Annotated in this window: 19 protein-coding genes, 1 tRNA gene and 1 pseudogene; 9 read left to right on the top strand and 12 right to left on the bottom strand. The window is 71.4% G+C overall.

Going from position 1 to position 22669, the window contains the following annotated elements:
- The first annotated feature begins 198 nt into the window (after positions 1–198).
- The 3 genes from ACFY32_RS03090 to ACFY32_RS03080 all read left to right on the top strand — a co-directional run bounded on the left by ACFY32_RS03090 (position 199) and on the right by ACFY32_RS03080 (position 4683).
- Entirely contained in the window at positions 199–2022 is a 1824-nt protein-coding gene (locus ACFY32_RS03090; RefSeq protein WP_390673288.1) for a PQQ-binding-like beta-propeller repeat protein, read from the top strand.
- A gap of 46 nt (positions 2023–2068) precedes the next feature.
- Positions 2069–3838, top strand: a complete 1770-nt coding sequence (locus ACFY32_RS03085) for a PQQ-binding-like beta-propeller repeat protein (RefSeq protein ID WP_390673287.1) — start codon at positions 2069–2071, stop codon at positions 3836–3838.
- 170 nt (positions 3839–4008) lie between these two features.
- Entirely contained in the window at positions 4009–4683 is a 675-nt protein-coding gene (locus tag ACFY32_RS03080) for a LuxR C-terminal-related transcriptional regulator (RefSeq protein ID WP_359195587.1), read from the top strand.
- 69 nt (positions 4684–4752) lie between these two features.
- On the opposite strand, the gene ACFY32_RS03075 is transcribed toward ACFY32_RS03080, so the two are convergent.
- Both ACFY32_RS03075 and ACFY32_RS03070 read right to left on the bottom strand, forming a co-directional pair.
- On the bottom strand, positions 4753–5058 hold the full coding sequence (locus tag ACFY32_RS03075; RefSeq protein WP_390673286.1) for a hypothetical protein: 306 nt from the start codon (positions 5056–5058) through the stop codon (positions 4753–4755).
- Positions 5059–5079: 21 nt separating this feature from the next.
- A complete protein-coding gene (locus tag ACFY32_RS03070; RefSeq protein ID WP_390673285.1) occupies positions 5080–6759 on the bottom strand; it encodes a sodium:solute symporter family protein in 1680 nt (559 codons plus the stop codon).
- Between the two features lie 183 nt (positions 6760–6942).
- Here ACFY32_RS03070 and galT point away from each other — a divergent pair, with 183 nt between their 5' ends.
- From galT to galK, 3 genes are read left to right on the top strand one after another with little or no spacing between them, the layout of a single operon-like run.
- Positions 6943–8004, top strand: coding sequence for a galactose-1-phosphate uridylyltransferase (gene galT / locus ACFY32_RS03065; protein WP_359195580.1), 1062 nt, complete (start codon positions 6943–6945; stop codon positions 8002–8004).
- The gene (gene galE, locus ACFY32_RS03060) at positions 8001–8969 is read left to right on the top strand and encodes a UDP-glucose 4-epimerase GalE (RefSeq protein ID WP_359195577.1); all 969 of its coding nucleotides are present in this window, start codon (positions 8001–8003) and stop codon (positions 8967–8969) included. The genes galT and galE overlap by 4 nt, the downstream gene beginning before the upstream one ends.
- Before the next feature lie 11 nt (positions 8970–8980).
- Complete coding sequence (gene galK / locus ACFY32_RS03055) at positions 8981–10132, top strand: galactokinase (protein WP_390673284.1); 1152 nt, start codon at positions 8981–8983, stop codon at positions 10130–10132.
- Here the strand turns inward: galK and ACFY32_RS03050 are convergent.
- Entirely contained in the window at positions 10129–10584 is a 456-nt protein-coding gene (locus ACFY32_RS03050) for an N-acetyltransferase (protein WP_359195962.1), read from the bottom strand. The genes galK and ACFY32_RS03050 overlap by 4 nt on opposite strands.
- A 306-nt stretch (positions 10585–10890) precedes the next feature.
- On the opposite strand from ACFY32_RS03050, the gene ACFY32_RS03045 reads away from it, so the two are divergent.
- On the top strand, positions 10891–11664 hold the full coding sequence (locus ACFY32_RS03045; protein ID WP_390673283.1) for a LuxR C-terminal-related transcriptional regulator: 774 nt from the start codon (positions 10891–10893) through the stop codon (positions 11662–11664).
- A 9-nt stretch (positions 11665–11673) separates the two neighbouring features.
- Here the strand turns inward: ACFY32_RS03045 and tamR are convergent, their stop codons facing one another.
- Entirely contained in the window at positions 11674–12171 is a 498-nt protein-coding gene (gene tamR / locus ACFY32_RS03040; RefSeq protein ID WP_390673282.1) for a MarR family transcriptional regulator TamR, read from the bottom strand.
- A gap of 105 nt (positions 12172–12276) precedes the next feature.
- On the opposite strand from tamR, the gene ACFY32_RS03035 reads away from it, so the two are divergent.
- Positions 12277–13089, top strand: coding sequence for a trans-aconitate 2-methyltransferase (locus tag ACFY32_RS03035; RefSeq protein ID WP_390673281.1), 813 nt, complete (start codon positions 12277–12279; stop codon positions 13087–13089).
- 64 nt (positions 13090–13153) lie between these two features.
- Here the strand turns inward: ACFY32_RS03035 and ACFY32_RS03030 are convergent, their stop codons facing one another.
- Together ACFY32_RS03030 and ACFY32_RS03025 are read right to left on the bottom strand one after the other, a co-directional pair.
- Positions 13154–13831: a TetR/AcrR family transcriptional regulator gene (locus ACFY32_RS03030; RefSeq protein ID WP_359195562.1), complete on the bottom strand. Its 678-nt coding sequence runs from the start codon at positions 13829–13831 to the stop codon at positions 13154–13156.
- Positions 13828–14838, bottom strand: coding sequence for a fatty acid desaturase (locus ACFY32_RS03025; RefSeq protein ID WP_359195559.1), 1011 nt, complete (start codon positions 14836–14838; stop codon positions 13828–13830). The genes ACFY32_RS03030 and ACFY32_RS03025 overlap by 4 nt, the downstream gene beginning before the upstream one ends.
- A 292-nt stretch (positions 14839–15130) precedes the next feature.
- On the opposite strand from ACFY32_RS03025, the gene ppc reads away from it, so the two are divergent.
- A complete protein-coding gene (gene ppc / locus ACFY32_RS03020) occupies positions 15131–17863 on the top strand; it encodes a phosphoenolpyruvate carboxylase (protein ID WP_359195556.1) in 2733 nt (910 codons plus the stop codon).
- A gap of 58 nt (positions 17864–17921) precedes the next feature.
- Here the strand turns inward: ppc and ACFY32_RS03015 are convergent.
- The 6 genes and pseudogenes from ACFY32_RS03015 to ACFY32_RS02990 all read right to left on the bottom strand — a co-directional run bounded on the left by ACFY32_RS03015 (position 17922) and on the right by ACFY32_RS02990 (position 22663).
- Positions 17922–18416: pseudogene (locus ACFY32_RS03015) on the bottom strand (hypothetical protein).
- Positions 18417–18480: 64 nt separating this feature from the next.
- On the bottom strand, positions 18481–19083 hold the full coding sequence (gene pth, locus ACFY32_RS03010; protein WP_359195553.1) for an aminoacyl-tRNA hydrolase: 603 nt from the start codon (positions 19081–19083) through the stop codon (positions 18481–18483).
- 72 nt (positions 19084–19155) lie between these two features.
- A complete protein-coding gene (locus tag ACFY32_RS03005) occupies positions 19156–19752 on the bottom strand; it encodes a 50S ribosomal protein L25/general stress protein Ctc (RefSeq protein ID WP_359195550.1) in 597 nt (198 codons plus the stop codon).
- A gap of 179 nt (positions 19753–19931) precedes the next feature.
- Entirely contained in the window at positions 19932–20906 is a 975-nt protein-coding gene (locus ACFY32_RS03000; RefSeq protein ID WP_359195547.1) for a ribose-phosphate diphosphokinase, read from the bottom strand.
- Positions 20907–21017: 111 nt separating this feature from the next.
- The gene (glmU, locus tag ACFY32_RS02995; RefSeq protein WP_359195544.1) at positions 21018–22466 is read right to left on the bottom strand and encodes a bifunctional UDP-N-acetylglucosamine diphosphorylase/glucosamine-1-phosphate N-acetyltransferase GlmU; all 1449 of its coding nucleotides are present in this window, start codon (positions 22464–22466) and stop codon (positions 21018–21020) included.
- Positions 22467–22590: 124 nt separating this feature from the next.
- Positions 22591–22663: transfer RNA gene (locus ACFY32_RS02990), tRNA-Gln, on the bottom strand.
- Positions 22664–22669: the final 6 nt, after the last annotated feature.

Genomic DNA, 22669 nt, shown 5'->3' with positions numbered 1-22669 from the left:
GCGTGCAGGACCGTAACAGCGGTATCACGGGCCGGTCCGACCTTGGGAACAGGGGCGGGATCGGCCCGGTGTGCTGTCCGGGCCGGGTGATAAAAAGGGCCGCACGAGCCTGTCTGAGAACCGTCTGAGAACAGGGGTGTGGCGGAAACGCGGCGCTGTCCGGCGCGGCGCCACATCCGTCACAAGGGGGAACCACCGATGACCCAGCCGCCCGGTCCGCCGTCCGGTCCGCCGTCCGACCCGCCGCCGCGGGGCGGCTTCGGCGCACCGCAGGACCCGCCACCGCAGGGCGGCGGCTTCGGCCCCGCCCAGCAGCCCCCGCAGCCGGGTTACGGCCACCCGCAGCAGCCGGGCCGGACCCCGGGACCGTACGCCCCGCAGCCCCAGCAGCCCGGCCAGCAGCCCGGCCAGGCCCCCGGCCCCTACGCTTCCGGCCCGTACGCCTCCGGCCCCTACTCCCAGCCCCAGCAGCCGGGCCCGTACGGACCGCCGCAGCCCGGCCCCTACGGACCGGGGCCCGGCTACGGCCACCCGGCCCAGCCGTACCCCGGCGCTCCCGGGGCCCCCGGCACCCCGCCGCCCGGCTCCGGGAACGTCTTCAAGCGCAAGCCCGCCCTCGCGATCGTCGCCGCCGTCGCCGCGCTGCTGGTCATCGGCGGCACGGTCTGGGCGGTCACCGGCACCGGCGGCGACGACGGCAAGGACGACAAGCCGGTGGCCGGCCCCAGCGGGAGCCCGAAGCCGTCCGCCTCCGGCGGCCCGCTCGACCCGGGTGACGGCAAGGGCGCCGGCGGCGAGGACCCGGACGACCTCAACGAGGGCCGCCAGGCCGGCGAGGCCCGGGTGCTCTGGTACAAGGAGGCCCCCGACGCCCCCGGTTCCGGCGCCGACGCCCCCGGCATGTGGATCACCGGCAAGACCGCGGTGAAGGCCGCGTACAAGCAGCTCTTCGCGTACGGCACCGCCGACGGGCGGCCCGCCTGGGACCCGGTCGCCTTCCCGCAGAAGATCTGCGCGGTCACCCCCGAGAAGACCGCCGACGACCGCATCGTCGTCGCCTACATGAGCGGCTCCAGCGACCGCGCCAAGTGCAACCAGCTCCAGGAGATCGACCTCGCCACCGGCGAGAAGGGCTGGAGCGAGGAGGTCGCCGACGGCGAGCTGTTCGACTCCACCCTCTCCGTCGAACTCTCCGTCACCGGTGACACCCTGATGGTCGGCCGCTCCCAGTCCGGCACCGCCTACGACGTCAGGAGCGGCACCAAGCTCTACGACAAGAAGCGGTACGGCGAGACCTGCTTCCCCGCCGGGTACGCGGGCGGCGAGCGGCTGGTCCAGGTCGCCTCCTGCGGCGCCGGCGGTGCCAAGGAGCACGACGAGCTGCAGGAGCTGGACCCGAGGACCGGCAAGGTCAAGTGGACGTACAAGTACGAGAAGGGCTGGCGGGTGGCCCGCGCGTACTCCGTCGACCCCGTCGTCTTCTACGCCACCAACGAGGACGAGAAGACCTGGAACATCTCCACCTTCTCCGGCGGCCGGATCACCTCCCAGGTCGACGTCCAGGAGGACTTCGCCCCCGAGTGCGGCTGGGCCATCCTCGAACGCGACCTCCAGGGCTGCCAGGGCGTCGTCGTCGCCGGTGACACCCTCTACCTGCCGACCGAGGCCGCCACCGGCGCCAACGAGATCGTCGCGATCAGCCTCTCCAGCGGCAAGGAGAAGTGGCGGGTGAAGTCCCCCGCCGAGGAGTCGATGATCCCGGTCCGCGCGGACGGGGCGAACCTGATCGCGTACGTCGAGCCGTCCTACGACGCCGGCGGCCAGGTGCTGTCCATTCCCACGGGCGGCGGCGGCCACAAGCCGGCCAAGCTGCTCCAGCACCCGCAGGGCGCGGCCGACGTCGAGAACGGCTTCTTCTCCAAGGACATCGACTGGGTCGACGGCCGCTTCTACCTCTCCACCACCCGGCTGACCGGCAACGACGACTCGAAGGAGAAGCTGATGCTCGCCTACGGCAAGTGAGCGTCCCCCGCCGCCCGTTCCGCCCGTCCCCCGAGGTGACCCCGCCATGACCCAGCCGCCGCCCCCGCCGCCCCACGAGCCTTCGCAGCAAGGCGGCTTCGGCCCGCCGACCCCGCCCGCCCCGCAGCCCGGCTACGGCTACCCGCAGACCCCGCAGACCCCGCAGACCCCGCCGCCCCCGGGGGCTCCCCCCACCCCGCCGCCCCCGGTGCCGGGCTACGGCCCCCCGCAGCCCGCCCAGCCCGGCTACGGCTACCCCGGCCAGACCCCCGGCTACGGCTACCAGCAGCCGACCGTGCCCATGCACGCCCCGTCGGGCCCGCCGCCCGGCGGCGGTGGCGGCGGGCGGAAGATCAACGCCCAGGTCGCGATCATCGTCTCCGCCGTCGTCGCCATCGCCCTGATCATCGGCGGCGGGGTCTGGTACGCCCGCTCCTCCGACGAGCCCGGCGGCAAGGACGACACCGCCGGTTCGACCGGCGGCACCACCGGCACCACCGGCAGCACCGGCGGCGACGCCAAGGGCGGCACGTCCGCCGGGGGCGAGGAGAAGGTGCCCGCCGACCCCGCGTCCAAGGTGCTGTTCCAGGTCCCGGCGCCCGAGGTGAGCAAGGACGACAACAGCGTCGTCGTCTCCGGCTCCTGGGCCACCGACACGGTGTACGCCAAGAGCGGCATCGCCGAGATCACCGGCTACGACCCCGGCAAGGGCACCGAGCTGTGGACCGTCCCGCTGGACGGCCCGGTCTGCACCGCCACCCGGCACGTCACCGCCGACAACCTGACGGCCGTCGTCTACCAGCCCGACATGCCGACCAAGGCCGACCCCTCGCACGGCTGCAGCCAGGTCGCCGTGATCGACCTCGGCACCGGCAAGAAGGTCTGGACGAAGACCGCCAAGACCGGCGACCAGCTCATCTCCTTCGACAACGTCACCCTCAGCGGCGGCACGGTCGCCGCCGGCAGCACCAGCGGCGGCGTCGCCTGGGACATCGCCTCCGGCAAGCAGCTCTGGGCGCCCAAGGGCACCGACTCCTGCTACGACGCGGGCTACGGCGGCGGCCCGAAGCTGGTCGCGGTCCGCAAGTGCGGCACGTACGAGGCCCGGCAGCTCGGCATCCAGACCATCGACCCGGGCACCGGCAAGGTGCTCTCGGAGTACAAGATGGCCAAGGGCATCGAGTACGCCGGGATCGTCTCCACCGACCCGCTGGTGGTCGCCGCCGACGTCGGCGACTCCGCCGGGGACGGCAGCGGCATCTCCGACTTCTTCTCCGTGGACAACAAGACCGGCGAACTGCGCACCCGGATCTCCGCGCCGGGCGAGAAGTTCGCCGCCCGCTGCGACACCATCTCCCGGATCGAGCAGTGCACCGGCCTCGTCGTCGGCAACGACCGGCTCTATCTGCCCACCGAGGAGCACGAGGGCGGCGGCGAGTCCTACAGCCGCACCAACGAGGTCGTCGCCTTCGACCTGTCCACCGGCAAGCAGACCGGCCAGCGCGCCGACGCCGGCGACGGCTACACCATCACGCCGCTGCGCATGGACGGCGACAGCATCCTGGCGTACAAGCGGCCGCCGTACGACAAGGGCGGGCAGATCGTCAGCATCGACAGCGGCTCGTTCAAGGAGAGCAAGCTGCTGGAGAACCCGGCCACGGAGGCGGTGCGGGACGTGGAGACCAGCATGCTCCCGGAGTACGCCGAGATCCTCTACCGCAAGGGCCGCCTGTACATGTCGCAGGTGTACGCCAGCGAGCCGTCCGGCACGGACGACAAGGAGTACCTCGCGGTGGCGTTCGGCACGGGCGGCTGACCGGCCGCCGCCGGGCCCTCCGGGCGTACGGCCCCGTCCCTGGTCAGGGGCGGGGCCGTATTGCATGGAAATTCGGCGATCCGGGGCAGTTCTCACCGGTAGGGGCAGCGCGATGTCGAACAAGCGTGTAGCTTCCGGGGTCAGGTCGAGGGGGACTGGGGGGTTGCGCTGTGGGAGTGCGGCTGATGGTGGTCGACGACCACCGACTGCTCGCCGAGGCGTTGGCCTCGGCGCTGAAGCTGCGGGGGCACCGGGTGCTGGCCGCGGCGGCACCCGCCGCGGGGGCGGCGGAGCTGGTGATCAGCCGGGCGCCCGAGGTGTGCCTGATGGGCACGGCGACACCGGCCGAGCCGGGCATCTTCGACCCGGTGGCGCGCATCAAGCGGGAGCGTCCGCAGGTCGCGGTGCTGGTGCTCGGGCCGGTGCCCAATCCGCGCGGGATCGCGGCGGCCTTCGCCTCCGGGGCGTCGGGGTACGTCCGGCACGACGAGCGCATAGAGGGCGTCGAGCGGGCGATCATGAAGGCGCGGGCGGGCGAGGCGGCGGTGGCGCCGGCCCTGCTCCAGGGGGCGTTCGCCGAACTCCTCAACCCCGCGGCCCAGCCCGACGACGAGGGCCAGCGCCTGCTCCGGATGCTGACCCCCCGCGAGGTCGAGGTCCTGGTCCGGGTGGCCGACGGGGAGGACACCCGCCTCATCGCCGCGGGGATGGGCATCGCCCCGTCCACGGCCCGCACCCACGTCCAGCGCGTCCTGATGAAACTGGGAGTGGGCTCCCGCCTGGAGGCGGCGGCCCTGGCGGCCAGGACCGGGTTACTGGACCGGGCGGCCCCGCCGCCGAGCTGATCTCCCGGCCACGGGCGGCACGGGCGGGCGCGGGCGGTGGTCCGCCGCACCCGCCCCGGCGCCGCGAGGTCAGTCCCCCGCGCCCTCCGGCTCGACCGCCGGCGGGACCGTGGGCCGGATCTTCAGCCACGCCAGGAAGAACACCCCGAGGACCAGCATCCCCAGCCCGGTCCAGAGGTTGATGTTCACTCCCTCCGCCTTGTCGATGTCCGCGTCGGACGCCACGATCCCCGCGATGGTCACGATCACCCCGTACACCACGAACAACCCGCCGATGATCCGCCGGATGTCGAACAGCCGCGCGGCCGTCGCCGACTCGGTCTCCAGCTCGGAGACCTGCCGGTGGACGTCCTTCTCGGAGTAGCTCTCGGACATGCTTCCTCAATCCTCCCGCGATCAGAACGAGAACGGGATGTAGCAGACGGCGGCCAGCACGACCGCACCCCAGCCCAGCAGCGCGGGCTTGCGGTACCACGCGTCGTCGCCCACGGCCGGCGCCTCCGCCATGCCGGGCGACCGCGTGCCGTAGACCAGCCCGCGCAGTTCCTCGGCCGGCTTGGGCCGGGTGAACAGCGACACCGCGACCATGACCACCGCGCCCGCGACGAAGCCCGCGATCGCGGAGACGAAGTTGGCCCCCTGGTCGGAGGGGATGTCGATGATCCCCTGCTTGTAGATCCAGAAGTAGTTGACCATCGCCGCGCCGGTGCCCGCGACCAGCCCCCAGAACCCGGACTTCATGGACGCCCGCTTCCAGAACATGCCGATGATGAAGACCACGAACATCGGCACGTTGAAGAAGGAGAACAGCGTCTGGAGGTAGCTCATGATGTTCGAGAACGACGACGCCAGGAACGCGGTGCCGATCGAGGCGAGCACACCGATCGCGGTGATCAGCCGCCCGAACCGCACGTAGTACGCGTCCTCGCGGTCCTTGACCACGTACTTCTGCCAGATGTCGGTGGTGAACACGGTGTTGAACGAGGACACGTTCGCCGCCATGCCCGCCATGAACGCGGCCAGCAGACCCGTCACCGCGATACCGAGCACACCGTTGGGCAGCAACTGCTCCATCAGGTACGGGATCGCGTCGTTGTACTGCAGGTCGGACCCGGGGGTGCCGATCTTCGGCACCAGCGCCGCCGCGACCAGTCCCGGGATCATCACCAGGAAGACGATGAAGATCTTCGGGAACGCGGCGATCAGCGGGGTGCGCTGGGCCGCCGAGAGGTTCTTCGCGGACAGCGCGCGCTGCACCTCGGCGAAGTTGGTGGTCCAGTAGCCGAAGGAGAGGACGAAGCCGAGGCCGAGGACGATGGTCAGCCAGTTGGCGCCCAGCGGGTTGGCGCTGCCGATGCCGGTGCCGCCCCACGAGGTCATGAAGTCGCCGCCGTGCCGGCCGGAGAGGGTGTCGGACAGGCCGTCCCAGCCGCCGACCTTGCGCAGGCCGAGGATGGTGATCGGGATGAGGGCCGCCAGGATCACGAAGAACTGGAGGACCTCGTTGTAGATCGCCGAGGAGAGGCCGCCGAGGGTGATGTAGGCGAGCACGAAGAAGCCCGCGACCACGATGGCCACCCACTCCGGCCAGCCGAGCAGCGCCTCCACGACGATCGCGAGGGCGTACAGGTTGACCCCGGCGATCAGGATCGCCGCGAAGGCGAACAGGATCGAACTCAGCATGTGCGCGGCCTTGTCGAACCGGAGCAGCAGGAACTCCGGGACCGACCGCACCTTGCTGCCGTAGTAGAACGGCATCATCACCAGGCCCAGGAAGACCATGGCCGGGATGGCGCCGATCCAGTACCAGTGCGTGGTGTAGACGCCGTACTGGGCGCTGTTGGCGGCCATGCCGAGGATCTCGGTGGCGCCGAGGTTGGCCGCGACGAAGGCGAGGCCGGTGACCCAGGCGGGCAGCGACCGGCCGGACAGGAAGAAGTCCAGGCTGGTCTTGACCGAGCGGCGGGCGGCGAAGCCGATGCCCAGGACGACGACGAAGTAGATCGCGAGGATCGAGTAGTCGAGCCAGTTGGTGGGGAGCCGTAGCTCCGCCGCCAGGTATGTGGGGGTATGCATAAGCACTCGCTTCGTTGCGCGAACTGATCCGGAGCGGAACCTACGCCTCCGTGTTCAGTAATTGAACACTTCACGAGGTGTTCTTTGTTTGATTGTGATGAAAGCCGAGGCTGGTGAGTTGTGATGTGTTATGTTTGATTGTGTTGGATGCGGGCTGTTGTAGAGGCGCAGAGGAGTCCGGCAGTGAAGAAGACCTCGACCCGGCTGGCCGACGGTCGTGAGCTGATCTACTACGACCTGCGCGACGACACCGTGCGCGACGCGCCCGACCGCCGCCCGCTGGAGCCGACGGTCACCTCCTCCGAGATCCGGGAGGACGTGCTGCTGGGCGACGCGGTCGCCATCGCCTCGCACCGCCAGGGCCGCACCTACCACCCGCCCGCCGACGAGTGCCCCCTGTGCCCCTCCCGGGGCGAGCGGCTGAGCGAGATCCCGGACTCCTCGTACGACGTGGTGGTCTTCGAGAACCGCTTCCCCTCGCTGGCCGGCGACTCCGGCCGCTGCGAGGTCGTCTGCTTCACCTCCGACCACCACGCCTCCTTCGCCTCGCTGGGCGAGGAGCAGGCCCGGCTCGTCCTGGACGCGTGGACGGACCGCACCTCGGAGCTGTCGCATCTGCCCTCCGTCGAGCAGGTCTTCTGTTTCGAGAACCGGGGCGCCGAGATCGGTGTGACCCTCGGTCACCCGCACGGGCAGATCTACGCCTACCCCTTCACCACCCCCCGCACCGCCCTGATGCTCCGCCAGGTGGCCGCCCACAAGGAGGCGACCGGCGGGGAGAACCTCTTCGACGCCGTCCTGGAGCGGGAACTGGCGGGCGAGCGGGTCGTCCTGGAGGGTGAACACTGGGCGGCCTTCGTGCCGTACGCCGCGCACTGGCCCTACGAGGTGCACCTCTACCCCAAGCGCCGGGTGCCCGACCTGCTCGGCCTGGACGAGGCGGCGCGCACCGAGTTCCCACAGGTCTACCTGGAACTCTTGCAGCGCTTCGACCGGATCTTCGGCGAGGGTGAGCCTCCGACCCCGTACATCGCGGCCTGGCACCAGGCCCCGTTCGGGCAGTTGGAGCGGTTCGACGGCGTCACGCGCGACGACTTCGCGCTGCACCTGGAGCTTTTCACCATCCGCCGCACGTCCGGCAAGCTGAAGTTCCTCGCGGGCTCCGAGTCCGGCATGAACGTCTTCATCAACGACGTGCCGCCGGAGCGCGCGGCCGAGCGACTGCGAGAGGTAGCGAGTTCATGAGCGGGAAGTACCTGGTGACGGGCGGCGCGGGCTATGTCGGCAGCGTGGTGGCCCAGCACCTCCTGGAGGCCGGCCACGAGGTGACCGTCCTTGACAACCTCTCCACCGGCTTCCGCGAGGGCGTCCCCGCCGGAGCCGCCTTCATCGAGGGCGACATCCGCGACGCCGCCAAGTGGCTGGACGCCTCCTACGACGGCGTCCTGCACTTCGCCGCGTTCTCCCAGGTCGGCGAGTCCGTCGCGAAGCCCGAGAAGTACTGGGACAACAACGTCGGCGGCACCATGGCGCTGCTCGACGCGATGCGCGCGGCGGGCGTCGGCAGGCTGGTCTTCTCCTCCACCGCCGCCACCTACGGCGAGCCCGAGCAGGTCCCCATCGTCGAGACCGCGCCGACCCGGCCGACCAACCCCTACGGCGCCTCCAAGCTCGCCGTCGACCACATGATCACCGGCGAGGCGAAGGCCCACGGCCTGGGCGCGGTCTCGCTGCGCTACTTCAACGTGGCGGGCGCCTACGGGCAGTACGGCGAGCGCCACGACCCCGAGTCGCACCTCATCCCGCTGGTCCTCCAGGTCGCCGCGGGCCGGCGCGAGGCGATCTCCGTCTACGGCGACGACTACCCGACCCCCGACGGCACCTGCGTCCGCGACTACATCCACGTCGCCGACCTGGCCGAGGCCCATCTGCTGGCCCTGGCCGCCGCCGCGCCCGGCGAGCACCTGATCTGCAACCTCGGCAACGGCAACGGGTTCTCGGTCCGCGAGGTCATCGACACCGTCCGCCGGGTCACCGGCCACCCGGTCCCCGAGGTCACCGCCCCCCGCCGGGCCGGCGACCCGGCGGCCCTGGTGGCCTCCGCCGCCACCGCCCGCGAGAAGCTGGGCTGGAACCCGACCCGCGCGGACCTCGCGGGAATCGTCGCGGACGCCTGGGAGTTCGCGCGGCGCAACACATCGGAAGGGTGAGGGAGCAGCACATGAGCGAGGCCGTCGCGAAGCGGTTCGGCGAGCTGTACGGGTCGGCGCCGGAAGGAGTGTGGGCGGCACCCGGCCGCGTCAACCTCATCGGCGAGCACACCGACTACAACGACGGCTTCGTCATGCCGTTCGCCCTGCCGCACACCGCGGTGGCCGCCGTCTCCCGGCGGGACGACGGCGTGCTGCGCCTGCACTCGGCCGACGTCGAGGGCGGCGTCACCGAGCTGCGGGTGGCCGGCCTGGAGCCGGGGACCGACAAGGACTGGACGGCGTACCCGTCCGGGGTGGTCTGGGCGCTGCGCGAGGCCGGGCACGAGATCACCGGTGCCGATGTCCACCTGGCCTCCACGGTCCCCGCGGGCGCGGGCCTGTCCTCGTCGGCGGCCCTGGAGGTCGTCATCGCCCTCGCCCTGAACGACCTGTACGGACTGGGCCTGCGCCGCCGGCAACTGGCCCGGCTCTGCCAGCGCGCGGAGAACGTCTACGTCGGCGCCCCCGTCGGCATCATGGACCAGACCGCCGCCGCCTGCTGCGAGGCCGGGCACGCCCTCTTCCTCGACACCCGCGACCTCTCCCAGCGGCAGATCCCCTTCGACCTGGCCGCCGAGGGCCTGCGCCTGCTGGTCGTCGACACCCGCGTCAAGCACTCCCACAGCGAGGGCGAGTACGGCAAGCGCCGCGCCGGCTGCGAGAAAGGTGCCGCCCTGCTCGGTGTCGACGCCCTGCGGGACGTCCCGTACGCCGAACTGGACGCGGCCCTGGAACGCCTGGCCGACGACGAGGAGATCCTCCGGCTGGTCCGGCACGTGGTGACCGAGGACGAGCGGGTCGAACGGGTCGTCGCCCTGCTGGAGTCGGGCGACCCCCGCGCCATCGGTCCGGTCCTCACCGAGGGCCACGCCTCGCTGCGCGACGACTTCCGGATCTCCTGCCCGGAACTCGACCTGGTCGTGGACACCGCCGTCGGCGCCGGCGCGCTCGGCGCCCGGATGACCGGCGGCGGGTTCGGCGGCTCGGCCATCGTCCTGACCGAGGCGGCCGACGTGCCCCGCGTCACCGGGGCCGTCGAAGACGCCTTCGCCGCCGCCGGCTTCGAGGCCCCCCGGGTCTTCGCGGCGGTACCGGAGGCGGGGGCGCGGCGGCTCGGTTAGCGCAGGCGCTTGACCAGCGTGTACTCCGTGATCCCCGGCGGATAGTCCTCGATCACGCAGACCACCTCGTAACCGTGCCGGCGGTAGAAGTCGGGGGCCTGGAAGTCCCAGGTCTCCAGGCGGACGGAGCGGCAGCCCCGGTGGCGGGCGGCGAGCCGCTCCGCCTCCGCCAGGAGCCGGGAGCCGAGGCCCGCGCCCCGGTGGCGGGCGTCGACCCAGAGGTAGGTGACGTGCAGCCAGGACGCCCAGGTGTGGCCGACCAGGCCGCCGGCCACCTGGTCGCGTCCGTCCATGAGCCAGACGTGCAGCGGGACTTCGCGTTCGTGAGGGGTCCCGCGCAGTGCGCGCAGCACGGCCGAGGCCGCCGTGTTCGTCTCGCGCAGACGACTGTGCAGGATGTCGCGTCGTACCGGGTCGACTTCCGTCTCAAGGCGAAACATGCGGCTCACCATAAACGGGCCGGGGTGCCAGTTCTGCAAATAACCTTCCGCTGCCGCCCCTCGTCCGTACCCTGATGAGCAGCACCGGTGGGGGTCGGTGCCGATCAGGGGGCGAGACAGCCGGGTACGACGCCTCGGGTGGGGGCAGCGGTCCAGCACGGCGGCGGCCGTGCGGTGGTGGCGGCCCGTCCCGGACCCCGGTGTCGGACGCACGGACGGTTCCACGGGGTCCGGGCGCCGTACCCGCGCGGTGGTCGTCCTCGTCGTCCTCCGGTATCGGGAATCCCCGGCTCCCAGGAGCACGGGGAAGGGGGTTACGTGGTTCGCATCCGAGTCCTGGTCGTCGACGACCATCGCATCTTCGCCGAGTCGCTCGCCGCGGCCCTGGCGGCGGAGCCCGACGTCGACGTCTCCGCGGCGGGCAGCGGCCCGGCCGCCCTGCGCTGCCTGGAGCGGGCCGCGGCCGAGAGCCGGCGGTTCGACGTGCTGCTCGTCGACGCCGACCTCGGCGGCGATGTGCCGCCCGCCCGGCCCGCGGTGCCGGTCCGCGACGGCAACGAGGAACGGCTGGTCGACGGCATCTCCCTGGTCACCGGCGTGCGCGGCGCGCACCCCGGCGTACGGACCGTCGTCCTGGCCGAGAAGGACGACCCGCAGCGCGCGGCCCTCGCCCTGCAGGCGGGCGCCTCCGGCTGGGTCGCCAAGGACTGCTCGCTCTCCCGGCTGCTCACCGTCATCCGGGGCGTGCTCCGCGACGAGACGCATCTGCCGCCCGCCCTGCTCACCGGCGTACTGCGCGAGCTGACCGCCGCCCGCAGGCACCGCACGGAGAGCGAGCGGCTGGTGGAGTCGCTGACGCCGCGCGAGCGGGAGGTCCTGCGCTGCATGGTCGCCGGGCTCGGCCGCAAGGCCGTCGCCGAGCGGCTGTACCTCTCCCCGCACACCGTGCGCACCCATATGCAGAACGTCCTGGGCAAGCTCGGCGTGCACTCCACCCTCGCCGCCGTCGCCCTCGCCCGGCGGGCCGGCGTCGGCCCGGTCGACCTCCGGACCGGCGGACGGATCGGCTCCGAGGAGAGCAACAGCGCTTGAGAACAGGCCCTAGCCGGGGATGTTGTCGAACGGCGCGGTGAGCCGGCGCAGCAGTCCCGCCAGGTCCCCGCGCTGCGTGCGGGACAGCTCCCCGAGGATGGCCCGCTCCTGCTCCAGCAGTCCGGCCAGCGCCTGGTCGGCGCGGTCCCGGCCCTCGTCGGTCAGCCGGACCAGCACCCCGCGCCGGTCGCTGGGGTCGGGGAGGCGCTCCACCAGGCCCTTCTTCGCCAGGCGGTCGATCCGGTTGGTCATCGTGCCGGAGGTGACCAGGGTCTGGGTCAGCAACTGGCCGGGCGAGAGCTGGTACGGCGTGCCCGCGCGGCGCAGCGCGGTGAGCACGTCGAACTCCCACGGCTCCAGGTGGTGCTCGGCGAACGCCAGCCGGCGCGCACGGTCCAGGTGCCGGGCCAGCCTGCTGACCCGGCTGAGCACCTCGAGCGGTTCCACGTCGAGGTCAGGGCGCTCCCGGCGCCACGCTGCGACCAGCCGATCGACCTCGTCCTCCATGACGATCAGTGTAGTTGTTCTGTCGACGTAAAGTCTCTTGACATCGAGATACTTGCCCGGTGAGGCTGGGTACCCGCCCCTCGCGGCCACCCCCGGGAGGTCTCCATGCCCGCCACCGCCCCCACCTGGGACCCCGCCCAGTACCTGCGGCACGCCGGCCCGCGCGCCCGCCCCTTCGCCGACCTGCTCGCCCGCGTCCCCGGCCTGCCCGGCGACCCGCCCCGCATCGCCGACCTCGGCTGCGGCCCCGGCAACGCCACCGCCCTGCTCGCCGACCGCTGGCCCACCGCCCGCGTCACCGGCTACGACACCTCACCCGAGATGCTGGAACGCGCCCGGACCCACGCCGGGCCCACCCCGGGCGGCGGCCGCCTCGGCTTCGCCCGCGCCGACGTCCGCACCTGGACGCCCGACGCGCCCCTGGACCTGATCGTCAGCAACGCCACCCTCCAGTGGGTGCCCGGCCACACCGGCCTCTTCCCCGCCTGGATCGACGCCCTCGCCCCCGGCGGCACCCTCGCCTTCCAGGTCCCCGGCAACTTCGACGCCCCCAGCCACCGCCTGATGCGCGAGCTGGCGTCCTCGTACCCCCGCCTCGGCGGCGTCCTGCGCCACGAGGACGCCGTCCGCACACCGGAGGAGTACCTCACGCTCCTCACCGGCCTCGGCTGCGCGACCGACGCCTGGGAGACGACCTACGTCCACCTGCTGCCGGGCGAGGACCCGGTCCTGGACTGGGTGCGCGGCACCGGACTGCGCCCCGCCCTCGACGCCCTCGCCGACGCCCCGGAGGAACGCGACGCCTTCCTCACCGCCTACCGCACCGCCCTGCGCGCCGCCTATCCGGCCGGTCCCCACGGCACCCCGTTCCCGTTCCGCCGGGTCTTCGCGGTGGCCCGGAAGGAGGCCGGCCGGTGATCCAGGCCGTCGGCCACGGGGATCTGCATCGTGCCGGGGCCGCCCGCGGCGGCGGCCCCGAAGATCAGTACTTCCGATGCCCGATCAGCCGAGGCTTCTGATTGAGGCCGTCCAGGCCGTGCCAGGCCAGATTCACCAGGTGCGCCGCGACCTCCGCCTTCTTCGGCTTGCGGACGTCCAGCCACCACTGGCCGGTCAGCGCGACCATGCCGACCAGGGCCTGCGCGTACAGCGGGGCCAGCTTGGAGTCGAAGCCGCGGTTCTTGAACTCCCGGCCCAGGATGTCCTCCACCTGCGTGGCGATGTCCGAGATCAGGGAGGCGAAGGAACCCGTGGACTGCGGGATGGGGGAGTCACGGACCAGGATGCGGAAACCGTCCGTGTACTCCTCGATGTAGTCCAGCAGCGCGAACGCGGCCTGCTCGCACAGCTCCCGCGGATGCCCCGCGGTCAGCGACGACGTCACCATGTCCAGCAGCCGCCGCATCTCGCGGTCGACCACCACCGCGTACAGCCCCTCCTTGCCGCCGAAGTGCTCGTACACCACCGGTTTGGAGACGCCCGCCTTCGCGGCGATCTCCTCCACCGACGTGCCCTCGAAGCCCTTCGAGGCGAAGAGGGTGCGACCGATCTCCAGCAGTTGCTGGCGGCGCTCGGCACCGGTCATCCGGGTGCGACGCGCACGCCGCGGCTTCTCGTTGCTCGGGGTACTGCTGGAGTCGGTCGCCACGGCGTCAATCATGCCGCCTCGGCCGTCTCCCTCCGGCGGCGGGAGCTGTCTTCACCCTCGTGACGCCGGGAATCGATACGCGAGCGTGACGGCCAGCGCACGTCGTACGCCCAGCCGAGCAGCTCGAACCAGCGGATCAGCCGCGCCGAGGAGTCGAGCTGCCCCCGCTCCACCCCGTGCCGCGCCGAGGTCGGGTCCGCGTGGTGCAGGTTGTGCCAGGACTCCCCGCAGGACAGCACCGCCAGCCACCACACGTTGCCCGACCGGTCCCGCGACCTGAACGGCCGCTTGCCCACCGCGTGGCAGATCGAGTTGATCGACCAGGTCACGTGGTGCAGCAGCGCCACCCGGACGAGTGACCCCCAGAAGAACGCGGTGAACGCGCCCCACCAGGACATCGTCACCAGACCGCCGATCACCGCCGGCAGCGCCAGCGACACCGCCGTCCACAGCACGAACTGCCGGGAGACCGCCCGCAGCGCCGGGTCCTTGATCAGATCCGGCGCGTACTTCTCCTGCGGCGTCTGCTCCTCGTCGAACATCCACCCGAGGTGCGCCCACCACAGGCCCTTCAGCAGCGCCGGGACCGTCTCCCCGTACCGCCACGGCGAATGCGGATCGCCCTCGGCGTCGGAGAACTTGTGGTGCTTGCGGTGGTCGGCGACCCAGCGCACCAGCGGCCCCTCGACCGCCATCGAGCCCGCGATCGCCAGCGCGATCTTCAGCGGCCGCTTCGCCTTGAACGAGCCGTGGGTGAAGTGACGGTGGAAACCGATGGTGATGCCGTGGCAGCCGAGGAAGTAGAAGAAGACCAGCAGGCCGAGGTCCAGCCAGCTCACGCCCCAGCCCCAGGCCAGCGGCACCGCCGCCACCAGGGCCAGGAACGGCACGGTGATGAACAGCAGCAGCGTGATCTGCTCGATCGACCGCTTCCGCTCACCGCCGAGCGTCGCGGAGGGGACGGGGGAGCCGTCCGGTGTCTTCGGTGCATCCGGAATCACATCGGAACTCGTGGTCATGCGCGTCCTCAGGGGGGTCGGGGGCAGAGACGGGGGTACCGGGTGGCGGAGCCGTACCGGTTTCCTACGGTTCCGTAACCTACGGCGACGTAAGTATGGCAGTGCGTAGCCCCGCGGCAAGAGCCCGTGAGCCTGCGCGTCCCGGTGGACACCTATCCTGGGAGTCGGTCGGACAGCGCGGTCCGCTCTGACTCTTTCCCGGACGCCCGGCCCCGTAAGCGGCACCCGCCGCGCGAGACGTTCGTCCGGGTTCCCTCCCAGACGAGCTTCAACACTGCAAGGAGCCGCACCTGTGAGCAGTGCCGACGACCAGACCACGACGAGCAGCACCGAACTGCGCGCCGACATCCGCCGGCTGGGGGATCTCCTCGGAGAGACCCTGGTCCGGCAGGAAGGCCCGGAGCTGCTGGAACTCGTCGAAAAGGTACGCCGCCTCACCCGCGAGGACGGCGAGGCCGCCGCGGAGCTGCTGCGCGGCACCGAACTCCAGACCGCGGCCAAGCTGGTCCGCGCCTTCTCCACCTACTTCCACCTCGCCAACGTCACCGAGCAGGTGCACCGCGGCCGGGAACTGCGCGCCCGTCGCGCCGCCGAGGGCAGTCTGCTCGCCCGTACGGCCGACCGGCTCAAGGACGCCGACCCCGAGCACCTGCGCCAGACGGTCGCCAACCTCAACGTCCGGCCCGTCTTCACCGCGCACCCCACCGAGGCCGCCCGCCGCTCGGTGCTGAACAAGCTGCGCCGGATCGCCGCCCTCCTCGACACCCCCGTGATCGAGACCGACCGGCGCCGCCTGGACACCCGGCTGGCCGAGAACATCGACCTGGTCTGGCAGACCGACGAACTCCGGGTGGTCCGCCCCGAGCCCGCCGACGAGGCCCGCAACGCCATCTACTACCTGGACGAACTGCACGCCGGCGCCGTCGGCGACGTCCTGGAGGACCTCACGGCCGAACTGGAGCGCGTCGGCGTCAAGCTCCCCGACGACACCCGGCCGCTCACCTTCGGCACCTGGATCGGCGGCGACCGCGACGGCAACCCCAACGTCACCCCCGAGGTGACCTGGGACGTCCTCATCCTCCAGCACGAACACGGCATCAACGACGCCCTGGAGATGATCGACGAACTGCGCGGCTTCCTCTCCAACTCCATCCGCTACACCGGCGCCACCCAGGAACTGCTGGACTCCCTGACCGCCGACCTCGACCGCCTGCCGGAGATCAGCCCCCGCTACAAGCGGCTCAACGCCGAGGAGCCCTACCGGCTCAAGGCCACCGCGATCCGCCAGAAGCTGGAGAACACCAAGACCCGGCTGGCGAGGAACACCCCGCACGAGGACGGCCGCGACTACCTCGGCACCGCCGAACTCCTCGACGACCTGCGCCTGCTGCAGACCTCGCTGCGCGCCCACCGCGGCGGCCTCTTCGCGGACGGCCGGCTGGCCCGCACCATCCGCACCCTGGCCGCCTTCGGCCTCCAGTTGGCCACCATGGACGTCCGCGAGCACGCCGACGCCCACCACCACGCCCTCGGCCAGTTGTTCGACCGGCTCGGCGAGGAATCCTGGCGCTACGCCGACATGCCCCGCGAGTACCGCGCCAAGCTGCTCGCCAAGGAACTGCGCTCCCGCCGCCCCCTCGCCCCCACCCCCGCGCCGGTCGACGCGGCCGGCACCAAGACCCTCGGCGTCTTCCGGACCGTCAAGCGGGCCCTGGAGGTGTTCGGACCCGAGGTCATCGAGTCGTACATCATCTCCATGTGCCAGGGCGCCGACGACGTCTTCGCCGCCGCCGTCCTCGCCCGCGAGGCCGGCCTGATCGACCTGCACGCCGGCTGGGCCAGGATCGGCATCGTGCCGCTGCTGGAGACCACCGACGAACTCAAGGCCGCCGACACCATCCTGGAGGACCTGCTCGCCGACCCCTCCTACCGGCGCCTGGTCGCCCTGCGCGGCGACGTCCAGGAGGTCATGCTCGGCTACTCCGACTCCTCCAAGTTCGGCGGCATCACCACCAGCCAGTGGGAGATCCACCGCGCCCAGCGCCGGCTGCGCGACGTCGCCCACCGCTACGGCGTCCGCCTGCGCCTCTTCCACGGCCGCGGCGGCACCGTCGGCCGCGGCGGCGGCCCCTCCCACGACGCCATCCTCGCCCAGCCCTGGGGCACCCTGGAAGGCGAGATCAAGGTCACCGAGCAGGGCGAGGTCATCTCCGACAAGTACCTCATCCCGTCACTGGCCCGCGAGAACCTCGAACTCACCGTCGCCGCCACCCTCCAGGCGTCCGCCCTGCACACCGCCCCCCGCCAGTCCGACGAGGCCCTCGCCCGCTGGGACGCCGCCATGGACGTCGCCTCCGACGCCGCCCACACCGCCTACCGCAAGCTCGTCGAGGACCCCGACCTCCCGGCGTACTTCCTCGCCTCCACCCCGGTCGACCAGCTCGCCGACCTGCACCTGGGCTCCCGGCCCTCCCGCCGCCCCGGCTCCGGCGTCTCCCTCGACGGACTGCGCGCCATCCCCTGGGTGTTCGGCTGGACCCAGTCCCGGCAGATCGTCCCCGGCTGGTTCGGCGTCGGCTCCGGCCTCAAGGCGCTGCGCGAGGCCGGCCTCGACACCGTCCTGGACGAGATGCACCAGCAGTGGCACTTCTTCCGGAACTTCATCTCCAACGTCGAGATGACCCTCGCCAAGACCGACCTCAGGATCGCCCAGCACTACGTCGACACCCTCGTCCCCGACGAACTCAAGCACGTCTTCGACGCCATCAAGGCCGAGCACGAGCTGACCGTCGCCGAGGTCCTCCGCGTCACCGGCGAGAGCGAACTCCTCGACGCCCAGCCGGTACTGAAGCAGACCTTCAGCATCCGCGACGCCTACCTCGACCCGATCTCCTACCTCCAGGTCGCCCTGCTCAAGCGCCAGCGCGACACCGCCGCCGCGGGCACCGACCCCGACCCGCTGCTCGCCCGCGCCCTGCTGCTCACCGTCAACGGCGTCGCCGCCGGCCTGCGCAACACCGGCTGACGACCCACGACCCGCACGATGCCCCCGCGCCGCACCCGCGGCCCGGGGGCATCGCCCGTCACACCGCCACGAAAGCCGCCGTCACCAGCACCGCCCCCGACCCGGCCAGCACCCACGCCGCCCGCGTCCGCCGCAGCCCGCCCGCCACCACCACCGACGCCAGCAGATGGGGGTACCTCCCAGGCCCTTAAGGCACTGGGGGAGCACCGCCCAGCGGCACCCACGCGTACAGCACCCCCGCCGGACCCGACCGCACCGCCTCGTCACTGCCCGGCTTCACCACCACCGGATACGTCCGCCCCGCCGCCACGGCCACCGAGTCCTCCAGGACCACCCGCGCCCGCGCCCGCGACCCCACCGACACCGGCGTGTACGGACCACCGCACGTCCCCCCGCCGCACCGCGTCACCTCGACCGTGCCCCGCTCCCGCCCCTTGGTCAGCATCACGTGCTGCGCCGACCCCCACGACGCCCACACCCCGGCGACGAGGATCAGCACGGCGACCGTCCCCATCACCACGACCCGCCCGAACGACACCACCGCAGAAGGCATGGCCGCGATCCTTGGCCATGCCTCCACCACGGGTCAACTTCGCCGCGAAGAGACGGCGGAAACGTCAGGAGTTGTACGACCCCTGCGCCCGCTCCAGCCCCTCCGCCACCAGACACTCCACCGCATCGGCCGCCCGGTCCACGAACCAGTCCAGCTCCTTGCGCTCCGCCGACGAGAAGTCCTTCAGCACGAAGTCCGCCACCTGCATCCGCCCCGGCGGCCGGCCGATCCCGCACCGCACCCGGTGGTACTGCGCACCCATCGCCTTCGTCATCGACTTCAGCCCGTTGTGCCCGTTGTCCCCGCCGCCCAGCTTCAGCCGCAGCACCCCGAAGTCGATGTCCAGCTCGTCGTGCACCGCCACCACCCGGTCCGTCGGCACCTTGTAGAAGTCCCGCAGCGCCGTCACCGGACCACCCGAGAGATTCATGTACGACATCGGCTTCGCCAGCACCACCCGCCGGCTGCCCGGCCCCGGCGGACCGATCCGGCCCTCCACCACCTGCGCCTGCGCCTTCCCGTGCCGCTTGAACCGCGCCCCGAGCCGCTCCGCCAGCAGGTCCGCCACCATGAAACCGATGTTGTGCCGGTTCCCGGCGTACTCCGGCCCCGGATTGCCCAGCCCCGCGATCAGCCAGGGGGCGTCAGAATCGGTCGTCACGTCCATGTCTCCTCACATACGCGCCAGCCGCTGCCCCCCGAAGGGAACAGCGGCTGGCCACAGCGTGATCTACGGGGCTCAGGCCTCCGCGGCCTCGTCGCCCTCGGCCTCGCCCTCACCCGCGGACTCCTCGGCCTGCGCGGCCAGCACCTGGAGCACCACGGTGTCCTCGTCCACGGCCAGCTTGGTGCCGGACGGCAGCGGGATGTCCTTCGCCAGGATGGAGGCACCGGCCTCCAGGCCCTCGACGGAGACCGTGACCGACTCGGGGATGTGCGTCGCCTCGGCCTCGACCGGCAGCGCGTTCAGCACGTGCTCCAGCAGGTTCCCGCCCGGCGCCAGCTCACCCTCGGTCTGCACGAAGATCTCGACGCTGACCGTCTCGCCACGCTGCACCAACTGCAGGTCGACGTGCTCCAGGAAGCCCTTCAGCGGGTCGCGCTGCACGGACTTCGGAATCGCCAGCTCGGTGCTCTTGCCGTCGATGTCCAGCGCGATCAGCACGTTCGGCGTACGCAGCGCCAGCAGCAGCTCGTGACCCGGCAGGGTCAGGTGGATCGGGTCGGAACCGTGGCCGTAGAGCACACCGGGAACCTTGTCGGCACGACGGATACGACGGGCGGCACCCTTGCCGAACTCCGTGCGCGTCTCGGCGGAAATCTTCACCTCGGACATGATCACTCCTCGTAGAGAACCAGAAACGGACGTGGTCACCCGGCCACGAACGGCCTGCTACGAAGAGCGCGTCGATAACGGACAGCCCACTCGCGAACACACGAGTGCGGCCTCCCTCGCCGAGCAACTCCAGCAGTCTACTCGGCACGGAAGGCCGCACCCAAAACGATCTACGAGACCTACTGCTCGTCGAACAGGCTCGTCACCGAACCGTCCTCGAACACCTCACGCACCGCACGCGCGATCGTCGGCGCGATCGACAGCACCGTGATCTTGTCCAGCTCCAGCTCGCTCGGCGTCGGCAGCGTGTTCGTGAACACGAACTCGCTCACCTTCGAGTTCTTCAGCCGGTCCGCCGCCGGACCCGACAGCACACCGTGCGTCGCCGTCACGATGACGTCCTCCGCACCGTGCGCGAACAGCGCGTCCGCCGCGGCACAGATCGTGCCACCCGTGTCGATCATGTCGTCGACCAGGACACAGATCCGGCCCTCCACATCACCCACGACCTCGTGCACGGTGACCTGGTTCGCCACGTCCTTGTCCCGCCGCTTGTGCACGATCGCCAGCGGCGCGCCCAGCCGGTCGCACCACCGGTCCGCGACCCGCACCCGGCCGGCGTCCGGAGACACCACCGTCAGCTTGGCCCGGTCCACCTTCGCGCCCACGTAGTCCGCCAGCAGCGGCAGCGCGAACAGGTGGTCCACCGGCCCGTCGAAGAAGCCCTGGATCTGGTCCGTGTGCAGATCCACCGCCAGGATGCGGTGCGCACCCGCGGTCTTCATCAGATCCGCCACCAGACGCGCCGAGATCGGTTCACGGCCACGGTGCTTCTTGTCCTGCCGCGCGTAACCGTAGAACGGCACGATGACCGTGATGGAGCGGGCCGACGCGCGCTTCAGCGCGTCGATCATGATCAACTGCTCCATGATCCACTTGTTGATCGGAGCCGTGTGGCTCTGGATCAGGAAGCAGTCCGCGCCCCGCGCGGACTCCTGGTAACGCACATAGATCTCACCGTTGGCGAAGTCGAAGGCCTTCGTCGGGACGACCCCGACACCCAGCTCGTGGGCGACCTCCTCGGCAAGCTCGGGGTGGGCGCGGCCGGAGAAGAACATCATCTTCTTCTCGCCGGTCGTCTTGATCCCGGTCACAGCACTGTCTCCTCAGAGGTCTTTTCAGCCGGTGCGGAGCGGACGTCCCGGCTGGTAAGGGTGCGGGTCTGCACTATCACGGTACGACGACTTCGACGCACCGGTTTCCGGTCACCCTTCGGCGCCCGGCTCCCTGGCCGCCTCCTCGGCCGCCTTCGCGGCCGCGCTCCCAGGACGCTTACGAGCCACCCAACCCTCGATATTCCGCTGCTGGCCACGGGCCACGGCCAGCGAACCGGGCGGCACATCCTTGGTGATCACCGAGCCGGCGGCGGTGTACGCACCGTCCCCGACCGTGACAGGCGCCACAAACATGTTGTCCGAACCCGTCTTGCAGTGCGAGCCGACGGTCGTGTGATGCTTGTGCTCCCCGTCGTAGTTCACGAACACGCTCGCGGCCCCGATGTTCGTGTGATCGCCGATCGTCGCGTCCCCGACGTACGACAGGTGCGGCACCTTCGTACCCTCGCCGATCGACGCGTTCTTCGTCTCCACGTACGTACCGATCTTGCCCTTGACGCCCAGCCTCGTCCCCGGCCGCAGATACGCGTACGGACCCACCGACGCCTCGGCACCGACCTCCGCACCCAGCGCCACGGTGTTGTCCACCCGCGCGCCGGCCCCCACCCGGGTGTCCGTCAGCCGCGAGTTCGGCCCGACCTCCGCGCCCTCGGCCAGATGCGTCGCCCCGTGCAACTGCGTCCCCGGATGCACGATCACGTCCTGCTCGAACGTCACCGTGACGTCCACCCAGGTCGACGCCGGATCGATCACCGTCACCCCGGCCAGCATCGCCCGCGTCAGCAGCCGCTCGTTCAGCGTCCGGCGCGCCTCGGCGAGCTGCACCCGGTTGTTGATCCCCGCGATCTCCCGGTGATCGGCGGCCACACAGGCCCCCACCCGGTGCCCCGCCTCCCGCAGGATGCCGAGCACGTCGGTCAGGTACTCCTCGCCCTGGCTGTTGTCCGTCCGCACCTTGCCCAGCGCGTCCGCGAGCAACCGGCCGTCGAAGGCGAACACCCCCGAGTTGATCTCCCGGATCGCCCGCTGGTCCTCGGTCGCGTCCTTGTGCTCCACGATCGCCGTCACCGCGCCCGACGCCGCGTCCCGCACGATCCGGCCGTAACCGGTCGCGTCCGGCACCTCGGCGCTCAGCACGGTCACCGCGTTGCCGTCGGCCGAGTGGGTGGCGGCCAGGTCCGTCAGCGTCCCGCCGGTCAGCAGCGGAGTGTCCCCGCAGACCACGACCACGGTCCCGTCGACCGACCCGCCCAGCTCCTCCAGCGCCATCCGGACGGCGTGCCCGGTGCCGTTCTGCCGCTCCTGCACGGCGGTACGCACCCGCGGGGCGACCTCGCCGAGATGGGCGGTGACCTGCTCGCGGGCGTGACCCACGACGACGACGAGGTGCTCGGGCTCCAGCTCACCGGCGGCGGCGAGCACATGACCCACCAGGGAGCGGCCGCAGATGTCGTGCAGGACCTTCGGGGTGGCCGACTTCATACGGGTGCCCTCACCCGCTGCGAGGACGACGACGGCTGCCGGGCGGTTGGCACTCACGGGATGCCCTTCGGCTTCATGGGGAGGGGATGGACATCCGCAGGATACCGGGGGGTTTGTGAGGGACATGGGTGCGGGCCCTGACGGGCCCTGACCGCCGGCGGTCAGGGCCCGCACCAAGCAGCTCCGCCAGCTGGATTCGAACCAGCACTACAGGGCTTCAAAGGCCCGCGGGCTACCAGTTACCCCATGGCGGATCGCTG

The sequence above is a fragment of the Streptomyces sp. NPDC000134 genome, assembly GCF_042899225.1.
Taxonomy (GTDB): Bacteria; Actinomycetota; Actinomycetes; order Streptomycetales; family Streptomycetaceae; genus Streptomyces.
Note: the sequence above shows the minus strand (reverse complement) of the source record. Positions and strands in the feature narration are given on the sequence as shown.

Excerpts from the sequence above, each read along its gene's own strand:
- ACFY32_RS03050 (WP_359195962.1), bottom strand. The coding sequence starts at position 10,584 with ATGGTGAGCCGCATGTTTCGCCTTGAGACGGAAGTCGACCCGGTACGA.
- ACFY32_RS03025 (WP_359195559.1), bottom strand. The coding sequence starts at position 14,838 with ATGACCACGAGTTCCGATGTGATTCCGGATGCACCGAAGACACCGGAC.
- ACFY32_RS03035 (WP_390673281.1), top strand. The coding sequence starts at position 12,277 with ATGCCCGCCACCGCCCCCACCTGGGACCCCGCCCAGTACCTGCGGCAC.
- pth (WP_359195553.1), bottom strand. The coding sequence starts at position 19,083 with ATGGACGTGACGACCGATTCTGACGCCCCCTGGCTGATCGCGGGGCTG.
- galE (WP_359195577.1), top strand. The coding sequence starts at position 8,001 with ATGAGCGGGAAGTACCTGGTGACGGGCGGCGCGGGCTATGTCGGCAGC.
- ACFY32_RS03005 (WP_359195550.1), bottom strand. The coding sequence starts at position 19,752 with ATGTCCGAGGTGAAGATTTCCGCCGAGACGCGCACGGAGTTCGGCAAG.
- ACFY32_RS03090 (WP_390673288.1), top strand. The coding sequence starts at position 199 with ATGACCCAGCCGCCCGGTCCGCCGTCCGGTCCGCCGTCCGACCCGCCG.
- tamR (WP_390673282.1), bottom strand. The coding sequence starts at position 12,171 with ATGGAGGACGAGGTCGATCGGCTGGTCGCAGCGTGGCGCCGGGAGCGC.
- ACFY32_RS03030 (WP_359195562.1), bottom strand. The coding sequence starts at position 13,831 with ATGATTGACGCCGTGGCGACCGACTCCAGCAGTACCCCGAGCAACGAG.
- ACFY32_RS03070 (WP_390673285.1), bottom strand. The coding sequence starts at position 6,759 with ATGCATACCCCCACATACCTGGCGGCGGAGCTACGGCTCCCCACCAAC.
- ACFY32_RS03085 (WP_390673287.1), top strand. The coding sequence starts at position 2,069 with ATGACCCAGCCGCCGCCCCCGCCGCCCCACGAGCCTTCGCAGCAAGGC.
- ACFY32_RS03075 (WP_390673286.1), bottom strand. The coding sequence starts at position 5,058 with ATGTCCGAGAGCTACTCCGAGAAGGACGTCCACCGGCAGGTCTCCGAG.
- galK (WP_390673284.1), top strand. The coding sequence starts at position 8,981 with ATGAGCGAGGCCGTCGCGAAGCGGTTCGGCGAGCTGTACGGGTCGGCG.